Here is a 23079-nt window from a genome sequence, read left to right as displayed (position 1 = left end):
AACAACAACATAAAATGACCAACAGAAGAAATTTTATCATCAATAGCGCTATTGCCGGAGCGGGAGTGGCCTTTGCCCCGGCAGCCCTGGCAAAGCCTTATTTCGCCGGAGAACTTTCCGGGAAAAAAGTTGGTATTATCGGACTTGATACATCTCACAGCATTGCCTTTACAAAAGCAATGAATACCGCTGAAAACTCTAATGATTTTTTGGGATATAAAGTTGTTGCAGCCTATCCGCAAGGTAGCCTTGATATAAAATCGAGTGTTGATACTATCGAAGGGTACACAAAGCAAATGAGAGAAATGGGGATTACCATAACCCGTTCGATCGATGAATTGCTGAACTTGGTTGACGTGGTCCTTCTTGAAACCAATGATGGCCGTCGACACTTGGAACAAGCAATTCCTGTTTTAAAATTGGGCAAACGTATGTTTATCGACAAACCCATGACTGCTTCTCTTGCTGATGCCATAACAATTTTTGATGCTGCCAACCATTACGGCGTTCCGGTATTCTCATCTTCTTCTCTCCGTTACATCCAGGGAATGGATGAAGTGCTAAACGGGGCAGTGGGGAAAGTGCTTGGTGCTGAAACATACAGTCCGGCACCGATGGAAAAAACACATCCCGATTTGTTTTGGTACGGAATTCATGGGGTTGAGCCTCTATTCACAGCCATGGGGACAGGCTGCAAAACAGTTACACGGGCCTATACTCCCGGTGCGGATGTGGTAACAGGAATCTGGCAAGACGGACGAATTGGGACATTCAGAGGAATCAGAAAAGGAGAGTCAGGATATGGAGGTCGTATCTTCGGAGAAAAAGCGATTAAAACACTTGGGTCGTATAACGGCTACAATCCGCTGTTAAAAGAGATTGTGAAATATTTCGATACAGGGAAAGTACCGGTTCAACCTGTGGAGACTTTAGAGATTCTGGCTTTCATGGAGGCCGCAGACGTGAGTGTTAAAAACGGAGGAAAACCGGTGTCTGTTGACCTGATAATGGAGAAAGCAAGAAAGCAAAACAAAAAATATAAGTATCAGACATAACTCTTTTCTTTCATAAAAAAGTCACGCTTGTCTTTACTAATAAAAACAATAAACTTATCAAAATTAATCAAAAATGAAACCTAAAAACGTTACGAGAAGGAGCTTTGTTGGAACAGTTTCCGCCGGAGCAGTGGGAACTATAACCCTGGGAGGAATGCAGGCTTTTGGAGCTTCCGGTACCAGCAATAAATTAGCTATTCTGGGAGGAGAAGCTGTACGCGCGAATAAACCCTGGCCTGGTTGGCCATACGTGGACAAAAAAGTATTGGAGGAAATTGAAAAAACAACCCAAAGTGGTATCTGGTGTCGCATCCAATCCGCAACGGGAACAGTTGCTACCTTCGAAAAGGAGTATGCAAAGATGATGGGAGTTCCGCGCTGTATTGCAGTAGGCTCGGGCACACAAGCCCTTCATACGTCAGTCGAAGCTTTGGGCTTAGGCCCTGGCGACGAGGTAATCACCTCCCCTTATACCGATCCCGGAACCATCTCGGCCATCCTTTCCGCCAGAGCACTTCCTGTCCTGGGTGACATCGACCGTTATTCATTCCAGCTGGACCCTGATGATGTAGAACGACGTATTACCAAAAATACCAAGGCTATTATACCGGTACATATGATGGGACAACCCGCCGACCTGGATCGCTTTCTTCAGATAGCCAAGAAACACAATCTCTTTTTGATCGAAGATGCCTGTCAGGCTCATTTCGCAAAATTCCGCGGCAAGATGCTTGGATCGATAGGTGATGTAGGCTGCTTTAGCCATCAAACCTCGAAAGTAGTATCCTGTGGAGAGGGAGGTAGTATTATTAGCAACAATGAAGAACTGTTGGAACAATGTTACACGGTTCAAAACCACGGAACCTCGAAACAAGGCCGTACGGAAACCATCGGTCCCAAATACCGGATGAATGAGTTTGAAGGTGCCATCCTGTTAGGCCAGCTGCCAACAGCACTTGAAAGACATGTTCTTCGTAACAAAAATGCGAATTACCTGTCTTCCAAAATCAAGGATATTCCCGGGGTTACCCCTCAGAAATTGTACGATGGAACCGAAGAAGGATCGTTCTACCTGTACACGATGAATTATAACAAGGAAGTATACAATGGAATTCCGCGTGAGAAATACCTCAAGGCTCTTTCTGCGGAAGGAATTAATGTCAGCCCTTATATTACAAACGGTCTGCACAAGGAACCCTGGGTTGAGAATATTATGAACAGGAAAGAGTACAAGTACATGTACGGAGCAGATAGGCTGAAGCAATACAAAGAAGAAATGGCTTGCCCTGTTTGCGACTTAATTTGCGACGAAGAAATGCTTATGTTGTGGGCTTCAGGTCCGCTGTTGGGTACTCAGCAAGACATGGATGACATCATCAATGCAATGACAAAATTATATGAAAACCGGGATCAGCTTAAATCTGTTTAGCATCATTCGGAAGAAAGCAATCATTTGCAAACTTTTTATCTTCCTGTTCCTATTGGGGGGACATCTTGTATGTTTCCCGGGAACAGGAAGCCTGGCAGCTCAGGAAGGAGCGTCATCTGTATATGTATCTGCTTTCGATGTGGATGCAACTCCTCCTGTTGGCAGTCTGCTGACTTACGGTCCCATGATTAATTCGTGGGATCTAAGTCTCCGGGCACGGGGCGTGGTAATCCGGGGAAGTGATGACCCGATCGTTTTATGTGTTGTCGACTGGATAGGGATTGCCAACGGTGGTCAGGATGCTTTCAAACAAGCACTTGCCCATGCTGCAGGCACCACCCCTGAGAGAGTGGCAGTGCATACTCTGCACCAACACGACGCCCCGATTTGCGACTTCAGTGCCGAGCAGATCCTCCGCGATGCAAATATAGATCCCGGGTGTTTCGAAGGGAGTTTCGCCCGAGAGCTGATCCAGAAGCTGGCACAATCAGTAAAGGAATCAATGCTGCATGCCAGAGCCGTTTCTCATATCAGTTTTGGAGAAGCCCCCGTTTACAAAGTGGCTTCCAACCGACGGATGCTTACCCCAGAAGGTAAAGTTTTCGCCATGCGGGGTTCATCCTGCAAAGATTCCCTGATGAGAGCCCAACCCGAAGGGCTGATTGATCCCATGGTTTCGGTCATTGGTTTCTGGGACGGAGAAACTCCGGTAGCCGTTTTAAGTTTTTACGCCACGCATCCACAAAGTTATTACCTCACACAGGTACCTAATCCCGACTTTCCCGGCACGGCTCGTTTTTTGCGCCAGTTGGAAGTTCCGGATGCCATGCATGTGCATTTCAACGGGGCTGGCGGAAACATTGCAGCCGGAAAATACAACGACGGATCAAAAGAGAACCGGGGTATTCTGGCCCAAAGATTGGCTGATGGCATGAAGCGAGCCTGGGAAAACAGCAAACGGGTGGAAATATCGCCCAATCAGCTGAACTGGGAAGCCTACCCGGTTACACTTCCTCCTGCCAGTACTCTGGACGAAATTGAAACCAAAATGCATGAGAAAGATCTACCGTTTAACTACCTGCCCAATTACATGGGCAAACTGGCCTGGTACAAACGAACACAGGCTGGGCATAAAATCGATCTGGGCTGTTTAAGCTTGGGGAAAGGACGCATCCTGTTTATGCCCGGCGAACTGTTTATTGAATACCAGCTCGCTGCCAAAAAGATGAAACCCGACTTGTTTGTTGCAATGGCAGCCTACGGCGATTACGGCCCCCTCTATATTGGTACCAAGGAAGCTTACCAGCAGGAAGGTTACGAGATCCAAACAAGCTCGGTGACTCCCGAAGTTGAAGATGTTCTCTTAAACGGAATAAGAAAACTACTTAAAGTTTCGGAGTAAGTAAGAACTGCAAATATTCGTTGGATTCTTCCTGATACATTTTTAAAACTACAAAACATGAAAAATATCAACAGAAGAAAATTTGTAAAGGTCTCTGCGTTGGCCGGGGCCGGTTTTTCAATCGTTCCAGGCAGCGTTCTGGGTAAACAATTTGGGCATGTGGCTCCCAGCGACAAGTTAAATATTGCCGGAATTGGAGTTGGAGGTATGGGCCGTAACAATCTGCGCAACATGAGCAGTGAAAATATCGTTGCTCTTTGCGATGTCGACTGGGATTATGCAGCCAAAACATTCAGCGATTATCCCAAAGCTCAGCAATTCAAAGACTGGAGAGAAATGCTCGACAAAATGGGGAATTCCATCGATGCGGTAATGGTAGCTACCCCTGACCATACTCATGCCGGTGTAACAGCTCATGCCATTACTTTGGGTAAACATGTTTATACACAGAAACCATTGACTCACTCGGTTTATGAATCACGCTTACTTACCAGATTGGCTGAAAAATATGGCGTTGCCACACAAATGGGGAACCAGGGAAATTCGGGCAACGACATTCGTCGCGTATGTGAATGGATATGGTCGGGAGCCATTGGTGAAGTAACACAGGTACATGCCTGGACCGACCGCCCTGTATGGCCACAGGGGCTGCAACGACCAACTGAAAAAATGAAAGTTCCCAAAACACTGGATTGGGATCTCTTTCTGGGGCCGGCAGCGTACCGCCCCTATCATTCAGCTTATACTCCATGGAACTGGCGAGGCTGGTGGGATTTTGGAACCGGCGCATTGGGTGATATGGCTTGCCATGTTCTTGATCCCGTGTTCTGGGCACTCAAGTTGAAATACCCAACCAAAGTAGAAGCTTCGTCTACACTCATTAACACAGAAAGTGCTCCACATGCTGAGATTGTTGAGTACACATTCCCGGCTCGTACAAATATGCCCTATGTAGGCATGCCCGAAGTAAAAGTAACCTGGTACGATGGTGGCCTGCTCCCCCGCCGCCCACTGGAATTGCTCGATGGAGAAATGTTGGGTAAAGACATTGGAGGAGGACTCCTTTTTGTGGGAACCAAAGGAAAAATAATGACCAGTTATTACGGAATGAAACCAACCTTACTTCCATATTCCCAAATGGACAACTTCAAAGAACCCGATCCTGTTATTCCTCGTATTCCAGGAGCTGATGAAGGTCCATGGAAAGGTGCCCATGAGCGCGACTGGATTAGAGCCTGCAAAGAACCCGCTGGTAGCAGAAAAGAAGCAAGTGCAAATTTTGCTTATGCAGGGCCATTCAATGAAATGGTAGTAATGGGCGTACTGGCTGTGAGATTACAAGATTTGAAACGAACTCTTCATTGGGACGGAGAAAACATGCGTTTTACCAACATCTCCGATTCTGACAAAATAAAAATCGTTTCTGTCGATAAATTTGAAGTAATTGACGGAGATCCACGCTTTAATCGCCAGTTTGTCGATTTTAATGCAAAAGACTTAGCTGAAGAATGGATAAAGCACACTTACCGCGATGGATGGTCCTTACCCGAAATGCCTCGAAGCTAACCTTCTTTTTTTTATAATGTAGTTTTAAAGGAAAAACCCCGGATTCTCTTTGAGACATTCATATCCGGGGCCTTTTTTCACATTTTACCCATCGAATTATGAGAATGGGAAAAAGTATCATACAAATGTGGCTCTTCTCTCCAAGAGTTCTAATTATAAACCTTTACCTATATGTGTATGAAAAATTTATTTACAACACTGATTTTAATCGCAACGCTATTACCGGCATGCCGGTTTTCAGAGAAAAAAACAGTACCGGTTTCTGCTCCAAAAAACACTGCTCTTTCACAGGAAGTCTTCAACCCGCTGAAGGAAGGATACAAACTGTTTTGGGAAGATAATTTTGCGGGACATGAATTGGACACTACCAAATGGAAAATCAGGGGTAACGGTCCCCGCCGGATTGGATACAACGATCCTTCGATGGTAAAAGTCGAAAACGGAAATCTGTATCTGATGTACGATATAAAAAAAGACAGTATCATGGGTTGTGCAGTGGGAACTCAGGCAACATTTAATACCACCTACGGATATTTTGAATGCCGTGCCCGCCTGCAAAGAGGAGATGGTCCGTGGGCTGCTTTCTGGATGCAGTCACCTCAGATCTCACAGGGAGAGGATCCTGCCGTTTATGGTGCGGAGATTGATATTTTCGAATACTTCCGCGGTTTGGGAGAAGATCACATGACTCATTGTATTCACTGGGCCTACGGTCCTAATCAGCAATCAGTAGGAGCCCTGAACAGCGAACTGGAAGGGCTTTCCAAAGGTTTTCATACTTTTGCATTGGAATGGACGTCCGAAAAATATGCTTTTTTTATCGACGGGCTTAAGTATCATGAATTAAGCAAGGGACTGTCTCACATCGATCAATACATGATCCTCAGCATGGAAATACCTTCTTATCTTCAGGGAATTAAAAATGCATGTGCTCCCGATACATTTATTGTTGATTATGTTAAGGTCTACAAAAAATGACACAACAATCCTAAGAACAAAGTAGTCTGTTAGTAATCATATGTTTTATTGTCTATTCAATATTACAGGTCTTTTCTGTTTTGATTGTCAAGTAATCTTGTAAGTTGAAAATTATGAAAAAGCAAATTAATCTCGTTTTTCTATTTTGTATGTTAATTGCAATGATCTCTTGTAAACAGGAGGTTCAAAAAGCAAAGGAAGTAATAATTCCCAAAGCGGTGTTGATGGACAAAATTAAAGGAGGATGGGCAGGACAAGTTATAGGCTGCACATATGGTGGTCCAACCGAATTTCAATGGAACGGCACCATGATTGGTGATGAGGTACCCATTGCTTGGGACAGTACACGTATGGCCTGGTATTATGAAAATACACCCGGATTATACGACGACATATACATGGATTTGACATTTGTAAAAGTTTTTGAGGAACACGGTCTTGATGCTACGGCTACAGAGCATGCATTGGCATTTGCCAACGCGGGATATGCCCTTTGGCATGCTAACCAGGCAGCCCGCGCCAATATACTAGCCGGGATCATGCCTCCTGCTTCCGGGTATTGGAAAAATAATCCTCATGCTGATGATATCGATTTTCAGATTGAAGCTGATTTCGCAGGATTAATGGCTCCCGGAATGGTGAATTCTGCAGCTAAGATAGGAAATAGCATTGGCCACATCATGAATTATGGCGATGGTGTTTACGGAGGAATTTATGTGGCCGCAATGTATTCTCTGGCTTTTACTCACAACGATATCGAGTTTATTGTGGAAGAAGCCTTGAAGTTAATCCCGGCAGAAAGTGAATTTTATCAGTGCATTGCCGATGTGATTAAATGGCACAAACAACACCCAGAAGACTGGAAAGAGACATGGTTTGAAACGCAAAAAAAGTGGACTTTTGATAAAGGATGTCCGAATGGCGTTTTTCGTCCGTTTAATATCGATGCAAAAATCAATGCTGCTTACATTGTAATCGGGTTATTGTATGGACAAGGCGATTTTGGAGCAACAGTCGACATCAGCACACGATGCGGATACGATTCGGACTGTAATCCGGCCAATGCTGCAGGAATCCTGGGAACCATGCTGGGGTATAGTCAAATTCCGGATTTTTGGAAACAGGGAATTGACAAAGTTGAGGATTTGAATTTCATTCACACTGACATGTCTCTTAATACGGTATATGAAATCGGCTTTCGTCATGCATCGGAAATGATAAAAAAGAATGGAGGACACGAAGAAGGCGACAATCTGGTTATTAAATACCAAACACCTGAAACAGTTCCTCTGAAAATAAGTTTTGAAGGAATTTATCCCAAAGAAAGGGAAACGGTAGAAAAACAAATTTCAACGCAAAATCCGGAAGTCTCATTGAAAATGGAAGGATGTGCTTTTGTAATCAGGGGAAGAGCCTATAAAAAAGAGGACTTACCCGCTGCAACTATCGATGTGCAACTTTTTATTGACGATAAATTAGTGGAGGAAATAAAACTGTCTACCCAACTGCTTGTGAGTCGTCACGATGTAGCCTGGAATTATGACATGAAGGAAGGCAAACACACAATTACCTTAAAGGCTTTGAATATCGAAGAAGGCTATTGGATCGATATAACCGATATGCTTATCTATTCCACTAACGATCCCGAAAAACAAATCTTTTATTGATGGGCATAATTTAAAGAAGAGTATTTTCATCCGGGAGAAATGGGCATCTTAAAATTTAATGGTTGCCGTGTCATAAATAAGCGTTACAGATAATTCAACTAGTTTAATTATCTGTCATTAGGAAGAACTGAAATTTGGTGATTTACTTTTAAAATTACCAACATGCCCCGATGGGTTGTTTTGTGCGAATGACAATACTTCAATCAGCGTGATTCAACCGGCAAATAAGATGCAGGTTAATGCACCGAGAATATCGCTGTTGTTGGATTTAGTTACACACCGCCCTAAGGATTGCAGGTGCGAATATAGTTCTCGCATCTACAATCCTTTGAATGAATACATAAAAAGCTCAATTGCGATGTTCTATTCTCATTCTTATAGATGAATCACATTTCAAATTCAATAGCCAATAATTATGAAGCTATTCCTCCCCTGTCATCGAATAAGGATAACACTGAGGACTTATTCCCCTTTTTTTATTGGGACTATCAGACATTTTTAATTCTATTTCACCACCATTCAGTATAGTTGAATGCCTTAGATAATTTTTATTATATGAAGTCCCGTTTAATCGCACCCGGTCGATGTAGAAATTTTCTTTTCCATAATTATCCGATTCTACAATGAACTCATTTCCGTTTTCCAACTGAAGGGTGACTTTTTCAAACAAGGGACTCCCCAGAACATATTGATCGGTACCCGGGCAAACCGGATAAAATCCCATGGCGCTGAAAATGTACCAAGCAGAAGTCTGCCCATTATCCTCATCGCCACAATAGCCGTCAGGATATGGAGTATACAATTTGTCCATCACCTGCCGAACGCGGTGCTGGGTTTTCCAGGGTTCGCTGGTATAATTGTACAAATAAATCATGTGCTGAACAGGTTGGTTCCCATGGGCATAATTTCCCATCCCGGCAACCTGCATTTCACGAATTTCGTGAATTACGGTTCCGCCATAAAACCAGTCGTAATTGTAAATTGGAGGAGCAACAAATACCGAATCAAGCATTTCTACAAATTGCTGATCGCCCCCCATGAGGTTTTTCAGTCCTTCAATATCCTGAAAAACACTCCATGAGTAATGCCAGGTAGATCCTTCGGTAAACGCATAACTCCATCGGTACTGATTAAATGGCGCCTGAAAGCTACCATCTTCGTATCTTCCGCGCATCAAATTTACTTCGGGATCAAACACATTTTTATAGTTTCGTGCCCGCTCTCGGAAAAGGTCAATCTCTTCCTGCGGCTTGCCTAATTTCTCCGCCAACTTCGAAATACAGAAATCAGCATATGCATATTCCAATGTCCGGGATGAAGTTTGTCCTATCTTTTCATCAAAAGGCAGATATCCCAATTTATTGTACTGTTCTGCACCAAACCGACCAACCGACCTGATTGTTTTGTGATTCTCTTTTGTGTTTTTTATAATTGCTTCATACAATAATTCGATGTCGTACCCACGAATTCCTTTTAAATACGAATCAGCAATCAACGATGCTGAGTTTGAACCAATCATGCAGTTGCGGTGCCCGGGACTGGCCCATTCGGGCAACCATCCACTTTCTTTGTATGTATTCACCAAACCCTGCATAATTTGTGAGTTTAGTTCGGGGTACATCAAGGTAAAAAACGGAAATACAGCCCTGAATGTATCCCAAAAACCATTATCGGTAAACATGTAACCGGGCAACACTTCCCCGTTGTAAGGACTGTAATGCACGATGTTATTGTTTTTATCGAATTCATAAAATTTACGGGGAAAAAGCAAGGTGCGATACAGACACGAATAGAATGTTTTTTGCTGCTCCTCCGTTCCGCCTTCAACCTTGATTCTCGAAAATTCTTTTTCCCAAGCCAACTGCCCTTCTTTTTTTGTTTCAGCAAAAGTTTTATTCCCCACCTCGCTCTCTAAATTAAGCCCGGCCTGTTCCAAACTGATAAAAGAAGAGGCAACTTTAACATTTATTTTCTCTCCGCTTTTTGTTTTGAAACCAACAACAGCCCCCACATGGAAACCTTCAGCTTCGTTCAACTCCTTTAGAACACTGTCTTCCCAGACTTTTGTAAGCGAAAAATCTTTGTCGAAAACAGCTACAAAATAGTTTCTGAAATTATCGGGGACTCCTCCGTGATTATTCTGACAATAGCCAACAATCTTGCGCTCTTCCGGTATTATTTTTACCATTGAACCTCCATCAAAACCATCCAAAACAACCCACGAGTTTTCATGCTGCGGAAAGGTAAATTGAAATTGAGCCGCACGATCGGTTGGAGTCACTTCGGCAGTTACGCCATAATCAGCCAAATAAACACTGTAATAATGAGGTTTTGCAATTTCCGCTTTATGCGAAAACCACGAGGCCCTTTCATCTTCTTTAAATTTCAATTCGCCAACAACCGGCATAAACGAAAATGCAGCATAATCGTTAATCCACGGGCTTGGCTGGTGGGTTTGTTTTATTCCCCGAATTTTATGAGCATCGTAAGTATAACAAAAGCCGTCTCCCATTTTCCCGGTTTGCGGGGTCCAGAAATTCATTCCCCACGGACGGGCAATTGCCGGGTAAGTATTCCCGTTTGAAAGATCACGCTCCGAATCGGTTCCCATTAAAGGATTTACCAAATCAGTTAAACGTGTTGTATTTGTGCATTCATTTTCTGAAATGCAACTCACAAAAAATAATAAGAAAAAAAGATAAACTATATTCTTCATCGATATAAATTGTCAAAATTGGTTTATTGGATTCTCGCATCAGTTTTCACTCTTTAAAATGTGTTTTAGCGAATACTGATTTAAGAGTTAAATTATTTTACGCCGGTCAACATCTGTTTTTTCAAACCTTTGTAGTGCTGTTTTATTTTCGAATTGCTTGTCAAATCCCATATGGAAGTGTTTTGTTCCCGCAGCGCTAAAATGGAAACGATCCACCCTTGTGTCCAGCCACTTTCAATGGCCCAGGCTCCCCAACCAAGATCAGCATTTGACCCCCAGTGTTCATACCGGCCAAAATCAAAAGCGCGCATCCAGCCTCCATCAATTTCAGGATGCTTTTCAGAAACCACCTGAATACGGCATAAAAATTCGGCCAACTTGTCGACAGCCGCTTTTATTTTAGGGTCGTTAGTTGCATAATAGGCTTCATGCAATCCTAAAAATGCAAAGTTTGTGGTATACAGTAAATCACTCACTTTGTCTCCGTTTTGGGCAATAAGTGGCGCCTCTGCTGTTCCATAAGCTTCATTATTTTGCGGAGGCGGATATTTTCCCATTTCCAGATCCCCCAATTCTTCGCGAATTGCGCCGCAGGTATCCTGAAGTTTTAAAAGATCATTCACAACGGTGTAAAGCATTTCCCTGTTTTCCGGAGTATCTTTTACCCGTACCAGCCAGGCAAGCGGCAGTAACATTCTGGCCTTTTCTTGCGCAATTCCATTTGCCCACTGCCATCCTTCCGGATATTTATGCATGGTTTCCTTAATGGCTTTTTCAGTTCTTTCAAGGAATATTTGATCGCCGGTTTTATGATAAGCCCACAACATACACGCCCAAACATAGGCTTCAAAATGAGGAGAATAGTACTTTGTATCTTTCTCGTAGTAATGTTCCCAACCATTTTTCTCAAAATCAGGAACATCAATGCGGCTGCCCCGAAAACCTGATTTTCCGGTTGTACGATGAAGAGCAATCAGGGATTTCATTAACAGATTGTCCCAACGATCAGAGCCGGTGAGTGCCGATGTTGTTAAAGCACCAAGCAGAAACCGCGCATTGTCGTCGCCATAACTGGCGCGGTACCAGGCAAAATTGCTGATCCCCCATGGAATTAAACCATAGGCTCCATGATTGGGATTACCGTATTCTCCTTTCATGGCATCCGATTCAAAAAGGTAAAAATCCAGTATATTTTCAGCAATTCTAGAATATTCCGTTTTTTTTAAAACATTTCCGGCACAGGCCAGCGCCATGGCAGTTTCAGCATTACAATCGCCACGCCTTACAATACCAATTGGCTGGCTGCCTTTTTCATCTATTCTCGAAAACACACATTCGAATACACCGTTCTTTCCATCTCCCACAGGAATTGAAGCATTCCAATCGAGCATCCAGTTTCCCGAATCTTTCATTATTTCCAGAGTATCTTCAAGCGATTCGTGAACCAGCATTTTACTGCTAAAAAACCAGTCTGCTCCTTTTTCAATACTGTTCATTTGGTATTGTGCTGGTAATTCTTCCGTTTTTTCAAATGCAGCCTGAATCTCCGGTTTCCATTCGAGCCCAACAAACGAATTTTCAGGCAGGACATATTTCAGAATAGAATCCCAAACTCCGGCCCATGCCTTTTGGGGAGCATAGCGCCCCCGAACCATATTGCTGAGATTAGTTGTTGAAACCAAAACCGGATAACCGGGAAGTTCGAAGAGAACAGGTACCGTTTTTTCAGGCAATCCATAAACTGCCTTATCAAATCCGGCAACTTTTGCTGCTACAATATAACTTTCCGGAATATTGGTTGGAATATAATGCAGCCCGTTTATGCTCAACACATCCAAACTGTCTGGCATTCCTCCGAAAAACGAAGAATTTACAACTGCCCGCTCCAGATCAGCTTTTACAGTTGCTCCCAATTCCACATCGGGTAAAAATGACGGATACTCGAGATATACCCTAAGTTGCTTTTCCCTGATAATTGAGAAAAACTCAGCAGAAAGCTCAGTCCTTTTTGCCGGATATTCATCAGCAAAAATCATTAAAGCATCTCCGGTTGTAGCCTGCCTTGCTGCCTTCATTGGAGAATCATGCAGTATCGTTTTAATTTGATTGTGTTTATCCAGAATTCGATACAAATCATTCGATTGTTTTCCGGCCACATGTACAACGTTTACCGACTGCATGCATGCCACAGGTAAAAACGTAATTAGTCCTCCAACGAGGAGTAATAAAATACTTTTTACACTTAAAATATATGAAAAGAGTTGAATGTTATTCTTTTTGAATTGCATAGGTTCTTTACGGTTTATGATGGTTCTTTCTAAACTCAACATTTAAATTTCTGAGTTCTAAAAACAGAAGATGTCTGCACTGTACCTTAATTTTACCCCTCCAACCTCCCCTAAAGGGGAGACTTAAAGTCCCCTTCAAGAAATTTGGAAAACGATAATATTACTTACAAACAGTAAGTTTTTCTATTTTAAAATTTTCTCGTGAGACACCCTCTTAAATAATCTCAATCCTCATTTTTCAAAAGTTTTATAGTACGGTTTAATTGAATAGTTAAATTGATATTTGTCGTCCAATAACCGATACTGCTCCATTGGTACCGGACCACAGCTACCGCCACCTAAACCGCAATGGTTTGCATCGATGGTTAAAATTGTTGCCTTGCGTTTTGTAAGCTCGTGCGGATGATTCGCCTTATCCAAATCAATTGGCAGGTAATGCAAAGCACTAAAATTCATATTGTTTTCAGCAGAAATAAGCAATCCTTTTCCTGAATGATTTGTAACTGCCGCCCAACGCACTTGGGTACGGTTGCCACAATCCTGAGTCCGAATGTAAGGAACAAACATATCGTCTACCGTAGTGGTATATTTTCCAATGGCAGCCGACCGGTTTCTGTCGGGGTAGTTTTCGTGTGGACCGGCACCAAAATATTCCACTTTCTCAAATCCTGCAGGAAGCTGCATCAGAAAACCGATTTTTGCCAGCATCCATTCTGCATTATCTGGATCGATAGTATTTTTTACCTGAATGGTTCCGTCGCCCAAAACCGTAAAAGTTGTATTGCTAGATACTGCATACCCATCTTTTGAAACCGATTTTATTTCCACAGAAACAAGCACTGTGTTATTCGTTAATTCCGTTTCAAAACTTACAACTTCAGTCTGTAAATTGTGCAGTTCTTTTTCCTGCCAGATCGGTCCGGGGCCTGTCCCAAACACATAATCGTTATCGGTAGGTGCCCTGAAAATATTCAGCATTGGCCCGCCAACTCCCGGCTTTTCATTTTTTGCCCAATAAACTTGTTTTGTCTCCGGTTTTAGCTCCTCAATTGCAGCTTTTGGAGTTTTCAAAATCTCAGTTTTATAATAGTTGAGCCCGATAATTGTTCCTATTTTTTTGCTGAATACCACTTCAAAATTTTTCCCTGAAACAATCACATCAGACTCATCCTCGTGCATATTTACAACAGGCAAATTCAACGGATCAACCTGAATCTCCACAGAAGTTTTAAATGGAATATTAAACTGTTCCCATGCAACAACATGTCCGTGTTTCGCCCAGACCAAATCCGTTTTCGTACTAAAACTTATTTTTAGGAAGTACTCTGCACCGGCCAATAACACCGGAGTTTTAAAAGGAACGATAATTTCTTTTGATTCTCCCGGCAAAAGATTTAGCGAAGACATTTCATCTGTTTGGATTACTTTACCATTACATTCCAGCTCCCATTTTAAATTGAACTCATTCAAATTTAAAAATTGATATTTGTTGGTAATTTTCACTTTCCCCGAGAGCAAATCAACAGGCTCAAATCCAACATACTGATACACCTTTTTCATTTCCTCCATTTTTGCAGTAATCTGCCTGTCAGGAGTTGTGAGTCCGTTTATGCAGAAATTCCAATCGGTTGGCCGGTCGCCAAAATCGCCACCATAGGCAAAAAAGTATTCATCTTCTTTTCCGGGAACCGGCTTTGCCAATCCCTGATCAACCCAATCCCAGATACATCCGCCGACTAAGCGTTTGTGTTTTTCAATGGCATCCCAATATTCCTGAAGGTTTCCAACCGCATTTCCCATGGCATGTGCGTATTCGCAAATAAAAAACGGTTTGGGATCATTTTCTGCTCCCTCCTCTTCTACCAGTTCAACTGCCGGATACATGATCGATTCAACATCCGCAATTTCATTGTATCTTTCGTAGTGCACGATGCGTTCGGTATCTCTTTCCTTTATTGCTTTTGTGCAAGCCTCAAAGTTCACTCCCGGGCCTGCTTCATTTCCGAGCGACCACATAATAACCGAAGGATGGTTTTTATCGCGCTCAACCATGCTGACTACCCTATCGACGTGTGCTTTTTGCCAACTCACATCGTGCCCCAGCGATTCCTCGTCATAGCCCATTCCATGACTTTCAATATTGGCCTCGTCAACCACATAAATTCCGTGAATATCGCATAACTTGTAAAAATCGGGGTGATTTGGATAATGTGCTGTACGCACTGTATTTACATTAAATTGTTTGAACAGTTCGATATCGCGCCACATACTTTCCAAACTCACGTGCCTTCCCGTAAACGGATCATGCTCGTGGCGGTTTACCCCTTTTAGCAAAACGCTTTTCCCGTTCACCCACAATTGCTGATCTTTTATTTCAATTTTCCGGAAGCCCAAAGGCGTTGAAAGAACCTCTGTTGTATTTCCTGATTCATCTTTTAAAACAAAAACCACCTGGTACAAGTTTGGAATTTCAGCCGACCACAATTTCAGGTTGGAAATTTGAACCGACTTAGAAATATTCAGGCCTTTTTTTGTTGAAACTTTTCCAACCGGGAGAGACAAAATTGGTTGATCATCTCCCACCTCTTTTCCATATTCTGAAAGAAAAATATCGCAGGTAGTTTTTTCTGAACTTCCGAAATTTTTAAAATGAAGGTCGATATTTAAATCTGCCTGAGTCAGGCCTTCATTAAAATCAGTTTTCAAAGAAAAATCCCAAAGATGAATTTTGGGAGTAGCATACAAATAAACATCCCGGTAGATTCCACTCAAACGCCAAAAATCCTGGTCTTCGAGATAACTGCCATCGCTCCAGCGGTACACTTCTACAGCAACGTTGTTTTTTCCCGGCTGAACAAAGTCGGTAATATTAAATTCTGCAGGAGTCATACTTCCTTGACTGTACCCTACTTTTTGGCCATTCACCCAAATATAAAAAGCACTTTTAACCCCGGCAAAATGGATAAATATTTCTTTACCATCCCAATTCTCTGGAACTTCAAATTCTCTTTTGTAAGAGCCAACCGGATTGGGCATCTCACTTTTGGTGAAATTGGCTGGTGTTTCAACCATTATAAAAGGTGGCTTTTTTGTGAACGGATAATTTACATTGGTATAAATTGGCTTTCCGTAACCTTTCATTTGCCAGTTTGACGGCACTTCAATATCATCCCAATAATCTGTATCAAAATCATTCTTGTAAAAATCTTTTGGCCGCAAATCGGGATGTTTTACCCAGTTGAATTTCCACGTACCGTTCAAATCCAAGACTAAAGATGAGTTCAATCTAAAATCGGCAACAGCCTGTTCTAAATTCCCGTAAGGGATATAATGAGCACGCGCCGGTTCTTTGTTAATCCCGATAACCTGTTCGTTTTCCCAGTCATTCTTTTCTTTATTCTGTCCAAATGCAACTATTGTGAGAAACATTGCAATTAAAACCAGCAAGCTCTTTATCTCCATGTGTCCTATTTTATTCAAGATGATTTATTGTTTGCTTTATAAAGCAATGAGAAAGTAATAACAATATGTGCTGCATAATAAGTTGGAAGAATCAGAAAATTTAAATCCTGATACGTTGTAAATTCCATAAAAGCAATAATGGTATCTGAAAAAAGGATAAGGAAAATTCCCGAAAAATAAGCCCATTTGCTAAGTGCAGGCAAGCGTGTTCCTGCAGCAGCAGCCACCGCAAAACATGAAATTAACAGATAAACAAAAACAAACACTAACAACAAAGTATCGTCAATTGCCGGGTAAAGAACAAAGATAAATAACGACAAATACGCAATTAGCAGAAAAACTGCCAATCCGATTTTAAGGCGACCGTTAACCAATGCATACACCATGTATCCGGCATGAGCCAAGAAATAGAATCCAATTCCAGCAGAAAACATAATAAAACTGTCTCCTTTATGCGACAGGAACCAATCTCCAACAATGGAAAAAACAAAAGCTGCAACCACAAATAATATATTGCGCGAGCTTTTTAGTTTGTTCCGGTAAAAAAGGGCAATTATCCCGAGGCAGCTGATGGTTACACCTGCTTTGTATTCAAAACCGTATCCTTTGTATGCAAAATAAGAAATAATAAGCGGTATGATAAGCCACAAATAATTCAAGTTTGTTTTCTGTTGTTTCATAATTGTTTTTCAAGTCGTTAGTATTAATAAAATGTTGCCTCCAGCATTTGGCACAAAGCATGATAAACCGGCAAGTGCAATTCCTGCACCTGGTATGTTTCAGTGGCATTAACATGAATTACTACATCGCAATTTTCATTTAGTTTTCCACCAAGTTTACCTGTTAGCCCAATTGTTTTTAAGCCCTTTGCTTTTGCAGTAATTACTGCATTTATAACGTTTTTTGCATTTCCCGAAGTTGATATTCCGATTAGTACATCTCCCGGTTTTCCATAGCCTACAACTTGCTGAGCATAAATAAGATCTGCATCCACATCGTTCGAAAAGGCTGTATTTAACGCAGCATGGCAAGTCAGTGCAATTGCAGGAAGAGCTCCTTCCAGGTTTGTTGCCAGATAAGGACCATGCTCTTGCGACGTTGCAAGCAATTCCTCCGACAGATGAGATGATAAGGGGCGTTTCTTCGTAAAACTCTTCATCAACTCTCCTACAATATGTTCTGCATCGGAAGCGCTACCGCCATTTCCGCACACTAAAAGTTTTCCTTCCTGTTTATAGCTATTTCTCATCAACTCAAAAGCCCGAAATATCTCAGATTTGGAAACCGCCAAAACAGGATAACGGGCAATTAAATTTTCCAGTATTTGATTCGAATCCATTGTCATCTGCGATTAATTGGTTCTGTTTATTCCATCGATTGCCACGCTTAAACTGGCAAAATCGCCAACCTTGTCACCTAATTCGGCAGGCACAATTTTGCATACTTTCCAGGCTGGCTCCAAAGCTTCTCTTTCAATAACACTGTTGCAAACCGCATCAAAAAGATGAGGATTCCGGGCATAGACACTTCCAATAACAATGCGTTGAGGGTTTAAAACATCAATTAAAATGGACAGTCCGATTCCGAGGTACTTTGCTGATTTTTCGAATGCGGCAATTGCTGTTTCATCGCCCTCCGCCGCTGCTATAGCCACATCTTTGGTGGTAATTTTCCCAACGGTTTCAATACTATCACAAAAAGAAACGCTCTCCCCTTTTTCCAGTTTTTCAATCACCATTGCCTGAGCCATTCGTGCAATTCCGGCACCGCTGCAAAATCCTTCAAACGAACCTTTCTTTCCATAAGCTTCCGGGCCATCCTCGTCTAATCTGATGTGTCCTATCTCGCCGGCCAAATCGTTTGTTCCTGCATATAGTTTTCCATCCAAAATTAAGCCTGCTCCCAAACCAGTTCCAAAAGTCAGGAAAATCATATTCTCGGTTCCTTTTCCTGCTCCGAATTTCCACTCGGCCAAAGCACAGGCATTGGCATCATTTTGAAGAAATACAGGAACATTGAATTTATATTTGAAAAGGCCACAAATTGGAATATTATCCCAACCCGGTAGGTTTGGAGGGGATTGAATAATTCCTGTTTTACTGTCTAACGGACCGCCACAACTAATACCAATACTGATAAGTTCATAATCATTGAGTTGTTTAATTACATCAGTCGCTGTTTCTAAAAGTTTGGAAATAGCATAATCCGGCCCCTTGTTCGTATTTGTATCAAACTGAATCCTTTTGAGAATTTCCATGTTTTCGGTACCTGCAATAACAGCACTTTTCGTTCCGCCGATATCAATTCCGAGGTAATATTCTTGTTTCATTTTTTATTCTATTCTGTTTTTTTAGATATTCTTCTTTCCTGTTTTCTGAACATAGAAACTAATGGCAAGCAAATAAACCATTACAACAACCAATACAGAGAAACTGGCCAGGACACCAAATGTCGAACTCACAAAGCCCATTACCGGAGGAATAAATGCACCACCCGCCACAGCCATTATCATCAATCCCGAGATTTCATTCACACGGGTTGGCAACTTATCGACAGCAATTGCAAATATCAAGGGGAAGAGGTTGGCCGAACCAAGACCAATCATAAAGATGCAAATCCGGGCCAGCAAAGCATTGGGCGAAAACATCATTGCAACCAGACTTATCAAAGCTACCAGTGTTGTAACAAACAGAAGTTTTCTTGCTGAAATCCAGTTTAACAATACAGCTCCTAAAAAGCGGCCAATCATTAATGCAGTAAAATAAATGCTTATTCCTAACGATGCATTTTCGAGCGATAAGTCAAACTGATTCTGAAGGAAATTGGCAATGTTCGAATTCATTCCAACATCAGCACCAACGGTTACAAAAATCCCTAAAACCAACACCAAAACAAATTTGTTCTTCAGTAACGAGAAACATGTTTTAAAGGTCGCTGTAGTCTGATTATCATGCGCCTCTTTTATGCCTGTCAGGTACAACCACACAATTGAGATTAATGAAGTTGCCGCATAAACAATAAAAACCAGCTTCCAGTTGCCAAATTTAGCAGCCATAAAAGTTGTAATAATCGGACCAAGAAGAGAGCAAATTGCTTTTATAAACTGAGCCATACTTAAGCTACTTGCATATTTTTCTTTTGGAACCACATCGTGCAGCAGCGGATTTGCAGCCACCTGAACGATGGTATTCCCGATTCCAAGAAAAATAAATGCAGTAAGCATTATGGGAAAACTATAATGTGTAAACGGAATTAACATACCTATCGCAGTTATTGCCATCCCGATATTCAGTAACATTTTTTTTCCAAAACGTTCAATTAGCAAACCCGTTGGAACCGAAAGAAAGAAAAACCACATCAATGCCATCGAGGGCAGAAATTGAGCCACTTTATCGGTTAACCCGAAATCCTGTTTTACAAAGCCGGTAGCTACTCCCACAATGTCGACAAATCCCATTACGATAAACGACATAAATACCGGCAGCGCCAGTTTAAGTTTGATTTTTGAGTTAGTCATAGTTAGTTTCTTTATTGATTATTTTTTCAGTCCGGTTAAATCAGATTCAAAGTCTACGGTTCCAGCCCCTTCAATAATTTTTGCAGAAAAATTTGCTCCGAGTTCAATGTTCGAAGAAGTTTTCAGCATAATTTCCTTTCCCTTTCCTGAATTTTTCAAAAGGATCATTTCCCCATCGTGGTCAAAAACACAACCGTGAATATTGATGCATGTTTTTCCAAATTCAGAAATTGTGTTTGGCTGCAAATAGGCTGGATACACCTCATTTCCATAAAAATTGAAGATACGTTTTTTCAACCTTGAATTGGTAATGGTGATCATATTTACAGGAGTAGTAACCTGAACAAGAGGCAAATCTTCCTCGAATAGAACTTTCACATTATCGAAAACAATATTTTCCTGAACCGGGATTTCTGCTCCCGGATAATACGAACGATTGTATCTGCCCATATCGAATTGAATGGAAAATGGAATTCTTGGTTTTTCAAGCTGAATGTTTCTGAAAATAACATTCCTTACGCCAGCAGTGTAAGAAATTATTTCCTGTGTCATCCCCCAGGTAATTCCGTCGAGTACTTTCGTTCCACTTTCGAAATCGGGTCTTGTTACCGATTCGTAAAGTGTGGCATCAGCTGGCATTTTTACCCGGTAGATTTTCCCGTTTGAAACTACTGCATCCGACTGCTGTACTTTCATTCCTTTTTGCCAGTCGATCCAGGCACCAGCCAGCATCCGGCAGAAATAACCAATTTTCTTTTCCTGATCCAGATCGTAACAATTCTCAATAATCCCGTCTTCAATCCAGCCCATTTCCGGATTCGATGTTGAATAATCCTGGGCATTTAAAGCAATGGCATCGTCGAAGGTTTGAAATACTCCATCACGGATTGTAAATCGTTTGCCCGGTCCAAAATGGATTCCGTCTTTTTGCCCTTTTATAATTACATCTTCAATAATTACATCTTCAAAACGATTTATTTGAACGCAAAACTGGCACCCGGTTAAATCGTAACAACGAAAACCTTTTAATTTGAAATCTTTCACATAAGAAAAACCCAGTACTCCCCGTAATCCAAGAATCAGATCAGAACAGTTATCAACTCCGTTTACCATCACATGAAGGCCTTTGATTGTTATATGCTCGTTATATGTTTTGGTAAGTGCACCTTTATTGATAAAAACCTGTGCAAACCTTCCCTGTTCGTCCACTTTTTTCAGAAATACCCCTTTGCCGAATATCATTTCGGTATTACTTCCCACATATAGAGTTGATGCTATTTTGTAGGTTCCCGGTTGTGAAACCACAATTGTTCCACCCAGATCAAGGGCTTTTTGCATGGCAGCAACATTCTCCATGCCGGTAGCTCCCGGCGAAAAACCAAACGAAGCAGCATCAGTAAAACTTATTGTTTCGTCCGTATTTTTAAGATTAGTTGATTTATCTTTTGAGAATGCATTGAATGATATTGTAGCAGCCAGTGCAATCAATAACAATACTGGTTTTAGAGTTTGAATCTTAAACATAGCGAAAGTTCATTAGTCGTTTTTCAGTCCGGTCAAATCGGATTTGACAGTTATTTTTCCTCCTCCATCGATAATTTTTGCAGAAAAGTTTTTTCCCAATTCAACATTCGATGAAGTTTTTATCTCAACCTCTTTCCCTTTTGCAGTATTGTGCAGCAACAGCATTTCGCCTTCGTGTTCGAAAATACAGCCATGAATATTGATGCTGGTCTTGTGGTATTCAGGCAGTGTGTGGGTTTTTAAGTATTCAGGAAGAACTTCATTTCCGTAGATTGCAAATCCTTTATTTTTAAGCCGTGAATTTGTAAGCGTAATCATATTTACAGGCGACGAAATTTGCACCAACGGAATATTCGCATCATACAGCACTTTTATATTATCGAGAATAATATTCTCTTGTACCGGAATTTCTGCTCCTGAATAGTACGAACGATTGTGTTTGCCCATGTTGAATTCTATTGAAAAAGGCACCCTCGGTTTTTCAAGCTGGATATTTCTGAAAACTACATTCCTCACTCCCGCTGTGTAAGAAATAATATCCTGTGTCATCACCCAGGTAATTCCGTCAAGCACTTTTGTGCCACTTTCAAAATCAGGACGGGTTACTGATTCATAAAGAGTTTCGTCGGCCGGCATTTTTACCCGGTATATTTTACCGTTCGAAACCACTGCATCCGACTGCTGTACTTTCATCCCTTTTTTCCAATCAATCCAACCACCGGCCAGCATCCGACAGAAATAACCAACCGTCTTTTCCTGGTTCAAATCGTAACAGTTTTCAATTATTCCGTCTTCAATCCAGCCCAGCTCAGGATTCGAGGTTGAATAATCCTGCCCGTTTAAAGCAATTGCATCGTCGAAAGTTTGAAATACACCATCCCTAATTGTAAATCGTTTACCCGGACCAAAATGGATTCCGTCTTTCTGCCCTTTTATAATTACATCCTCAATAATTACATCTTCAAAACGGCTAATCTGCACACCATACTGGCAACCGGTAAGGTCGTAACAACGAAAGCCTTTAAACTTTAAGTCTTTTACATAGGAAAAACCAATCAATCCTCTTAATCCTAAAACCAAGTCAGAACAATTATCGACCTTGTTTACAATAATATGTAAACCATCAACCGTAATATGCTCGTTATAAGTACGTGTAATTGCACCTTTGTTAATCAATATCTGTGCAAAAGCCCCCTGTTCATCCACTTTTTTCAGGTAAACATCTTTACCAAAAATAATTTCGGTATTACTTCCGATATAAAGAGTCGATGCTATTTTGTAGGTTCCCGGTTGCGAAACCACGATTGTTCCGCCAAGGTCAAGAGCTTTTTGCATGGCGGCCACATTTTCCATTCCCGTAGCTTCAGGGGAAAACCCAAAATCCGAAGTATTCGTAAAACCATTCTTTCCGAAAACCGGGTTAAAAATCAGGATTGTAATAACTGTTAATAGTAATATCCGTTTCATAAGTAATT

Annotated in this window: 15 protein-coding genes; 6 read left to right on the top strand and 9 right to left on the bottom strand. The window is 41.6% G+C overall.

Features of this window, described 5'->3' with window-relative positions; genetic code table 11:
- Positions 1-14 precede the first annotated feature (14 nt).
- The 6 genes from INQ51_RS11960 to INQ51_RS11935 all read left to right on the top strand — a co-directional run bounded on the left by INQ51_RS11960 (position 15) and on the right by INQ51_RS11935 (position 8097).
- The gene (locus tag INQ51_RS11960; protein ID WP_233378201.1) at positions 15-1055 is read left to right on the top strand and encodes a Gfo/Idh/MocA family protein; all 1041 of its coding nucleotides are present in this window, start codon (positions 15-17) and stop codon (positions 1053-1055) included.
- Positions 1056-1128: 73 nt separating this feature from the next.
- Positions 1129-2484, top strand: coding sequence for a DegT/DnrJ/EryC1/StrS family aminotransferase (locus tag INQ51_RS11955; RefSeq protein ID WP_233378200.1), 1356 nt, complete (start codon positions 1129-1131; stop codon positions 2482-2484).
- The gene (locus tag INQ51_RS11950; RefSeq protein WP_233378199.1) at positions 2453-3886 is read left to right on the top strand and encodes a hypothetical protein; all 1434 of its coding nucleotides are present in this window, start codon (positions 2453-2455) and stop codon (positions 3884-3886) included. The genes INQ51_RS11955 and INQ51_RS11950 overlap by 32 nt, the downstream gene beginning before the upstream one ends.
- A gap of 57 nt (positions 3887-3943) precedes the next feature.
- Positions 3944-5452, top strand: a complete 1509-nt coding sequence (locus tag INQ51_RS11945) for a Gfo/Idh/MocA family oxidoreductase (protein ID WP_233378198.1) — start codon at positions 3944-3946, stop codon at positions 5450-5452.
- 177 nt (positions 5453-5629) lie between these two features.
- A complete protein-coding gene (locus INQ51_RS11940; RefSeq protein WP_233378197.1) occupies positions 5630-6430 on the top strand; it encodes a family 16 glycosylhydrolase in 801 nt (266 codons plus the stop codon).
- Between the two features lie 224 nt (positions 6431-6654).
- Positions 6655-8097 (top strand): ADP-ribosylglycohydrolase family protein, encoded by a 1443-nt coding sequence (locus INQ51_RS11935; RefSeq protein ID WP_233378196.1) that lies wholly within the window; start codon positions 6655-6657, stop codon positions 8095-8097.
- A 421-nt stretch (positions 8098-8518) separates the two neighbouring features.
- Here INQ51_RS11935 and INQ51_RS11930 read toward each other — a convergent pair whose 3' ends face one another.
- The 9 genes from INQ51_RS11930 to INQ51_RS11890 all read right to left on the bottom strand — a co-directional run bounded on the left by INQ51_RS11930 (position 8519) and on the right by INQ51_RS11890 (position 23071).
- Positions 8519-10813, bottom strand: coding sequence for a GH92 family glycosyl hydrolase (locus tag INQ51_RS11930; protein WP_233378195.1), 2295 nt, complete (start codon positions 10811-10813; stop codon positions 8519-8521).
- Positions 10814-10905: 92 nt separating this feature from the next.
- A complete protein-coding gene (locus tag INQ51_RS11925) occupies positions 10906-13101 on the bottom strand; it encodes a hypothetical protein (RefSeq protein WP_233378194.1) in 2196 nt (731 codons plus the stop codon).
- Between the two features lie 231 nt (positions 13102-13332).
- Positions 13333-16563, bottom strand: coding sequence for a glycoside hydrolase family 2 TIM barrel-domain containing protein (locus INQ51_RS11920; protein ID WP_233378193.1), 3231 nt, complete (start codon positions 16561-16563; stop codon positions 13333-13335).
- Between the two features lie 14 nt (positions 16564-16577).
- Positions 16578-17243, bottom strand: coding sequence for a lysoplasmalogenase (locus tag INQ51_RS11915; RefSeq protein ID WP_233378192.1), 666 nt, complete (start codon positions 17241-17243; stop codon positions 16578-16580).
- Positions 17244-17266: 23 nt separating this feature from the next.
- Complete coding sequence (locus INQ51_RS11910) at positions 17267-17902, bottom strand: SIS domain-containing protein (RefSeq protein ID WP_233378191.1); 636 nt, start codon at positions 17900-17902, stop codon at positions 17267-17269.
- Positions 17903-17914: 12 nt separating this feature from the next.
- Positions 17915-18892, bottom strand: coding sequence for an ROK family protein (locus tag INQ51_RS11905; RefSeq protein WP_233378190.1), 978 nt, complete (start codon positions 18890-18892; stop codon positions 17915-17917).
- A gap of 21 nt (positions 18893-18913) precedes the next feature.
- A complete protein-coding gene (locus tag INQ51_RS11900; protein WP_233378189.1) occupies positions 18914-20080 on the bottom strand; it encodes an MFS transporter in 1167 nt (388 codons plus the stop codon).
- Positions 20081-20098: 18 nt separating this feature from the next.
- The gene (locus INQ51_RS11895) at positions 20099-21604 is read right to left on the bottom strand and encodes a hypothetical protein (RefSeq protein ID WP_233378188.1); all 1506 of its coding nucleotides are present in this window, start codon (positions 21602-21604) and stop codon (positions 20099-20101) included.
- Between the two features lie 12 nt (positions 21605-21616).
- Complete coding sequence (locus tag INQ51_RS11890) at positions 21617-23071, bottom strand: hypothetical protein (RefSeq protein ID WP_233378187.1); 1455 nt, start codon at positions 23069-23071, stop codon at positions 21617-21619.
- Positions 23072-23079: the final 8 nt, after the last annotated feature.

It is taken from the genome of Maribellus sp. CM-23 (assembly GCF_021354595.1).
GTDB lineage: Bacteria > Bacteroidota > Bacteroidia > Bacteroidales > Prolixibacteraceae > Draconibacterium.
This window is presented reverse-complemented; position numbering and strand designations above follow the sequence as displayed.

Coding starts and splice junctions, on each gene's coding strand:
- INQ51_RS11960 (WP_233378201.1), top strand. CDS start 15: ATGACCAACAGAAGAAATTTTATCATCAATAGCGCTATTGCCGGAGCG.
- INQ51_RS11955 (WP_233378200.1), top strand. CDS start 1,129: ATGAAACCTAAAAACGTTACGAGAAGGAGCTTTGTTGGAACAGTTTCC.
- INQ51_RS11950 (WP_233378199.1), top strand. CDS start 2,453: ATGAAAACCGGGATCAGCTTAAATCTGTTTAGCATCATTCGGAAGAAA.
- INQ51_RS11945 (WP_233378198.1), top strand. CDS start 3,944: ATGAAAAATATCAACAGAAGAAAATTTGTAAAGGTCTCTGCGTTGGCC.
- INQ51_RS11940 (WP_233378197.1), top strand. CDS start 5,630: ATGAAAAATTTATTTACAACACTGATTTTAATCGCAACGCTATTACCG.
- INQ51_RS11935 (WP_233378196.1), top strand. CDS start 6,655: ATGGACAAAATTAAAGGAGGATGGGCAGGACAAGTTATAGGCTGCACA.
- INQ51_RS11930 (WP_233378195.1), bottom strand. CDS start 10,813: ATGAAGAATATAGTTTATCTTTTTTTCTTATTATTTTTTGTGAGTTGC.
- INQ51_RS11925 (WP_233378194.1), bottom strand. CDS start 13,101: ATGCAATTCAAAAAGAATAACATTCAACTCTTTTCATATATTTTAAGT.
- INQ51_RS11920 (WP_233378193.1), bottom strand. CDS start 16,563: ATGGAGATAAAGAGCTTGCTGGTTTTAATTGCAATGTTTCTCACAATA.
- INQ51_RS11915 (WP_233378192.1), bottom strand. CDS start 17,243: ATGAAACAACAGAAAACAAACTTGAATTATTTGTGGCTTATCATACCG.
- INQ51_RS11910 (WP_233378191.1), bottom strand. CDS start 17,902: ATGGATTCGAATCAAATACTGGAAAATTTAATTGCCCGTTATCCTGTT.
- INQ51_RS11905 (WP_233378190.1), bottom strand. CDS start 18,892: ATGAAACAAGAATATTACCTCGGAATTGATATCGGCGGAACGAAAAGT.
- INQ51_RS11900 (WP_233378189.1), bottom strand. CDS start 20,080: ATGACTAACTCAAAAATCAAACTTAAACTGGCGCTGCCGGTATTTATG.
- INQ51_RS11895 (WP_233378188.1), bottom strand. CDS start 21,604: ATGTTTAAGATTCAAACTCTAAAACCAGTATTGTTATTGATTGCACTG.
- INQ51_RS11890 (WP_233378187.1), bottom strand. CDS start 23,071: ATGAAACGGATATTACTATTAACAGTTATTACAATCCTGATTTTTAAC.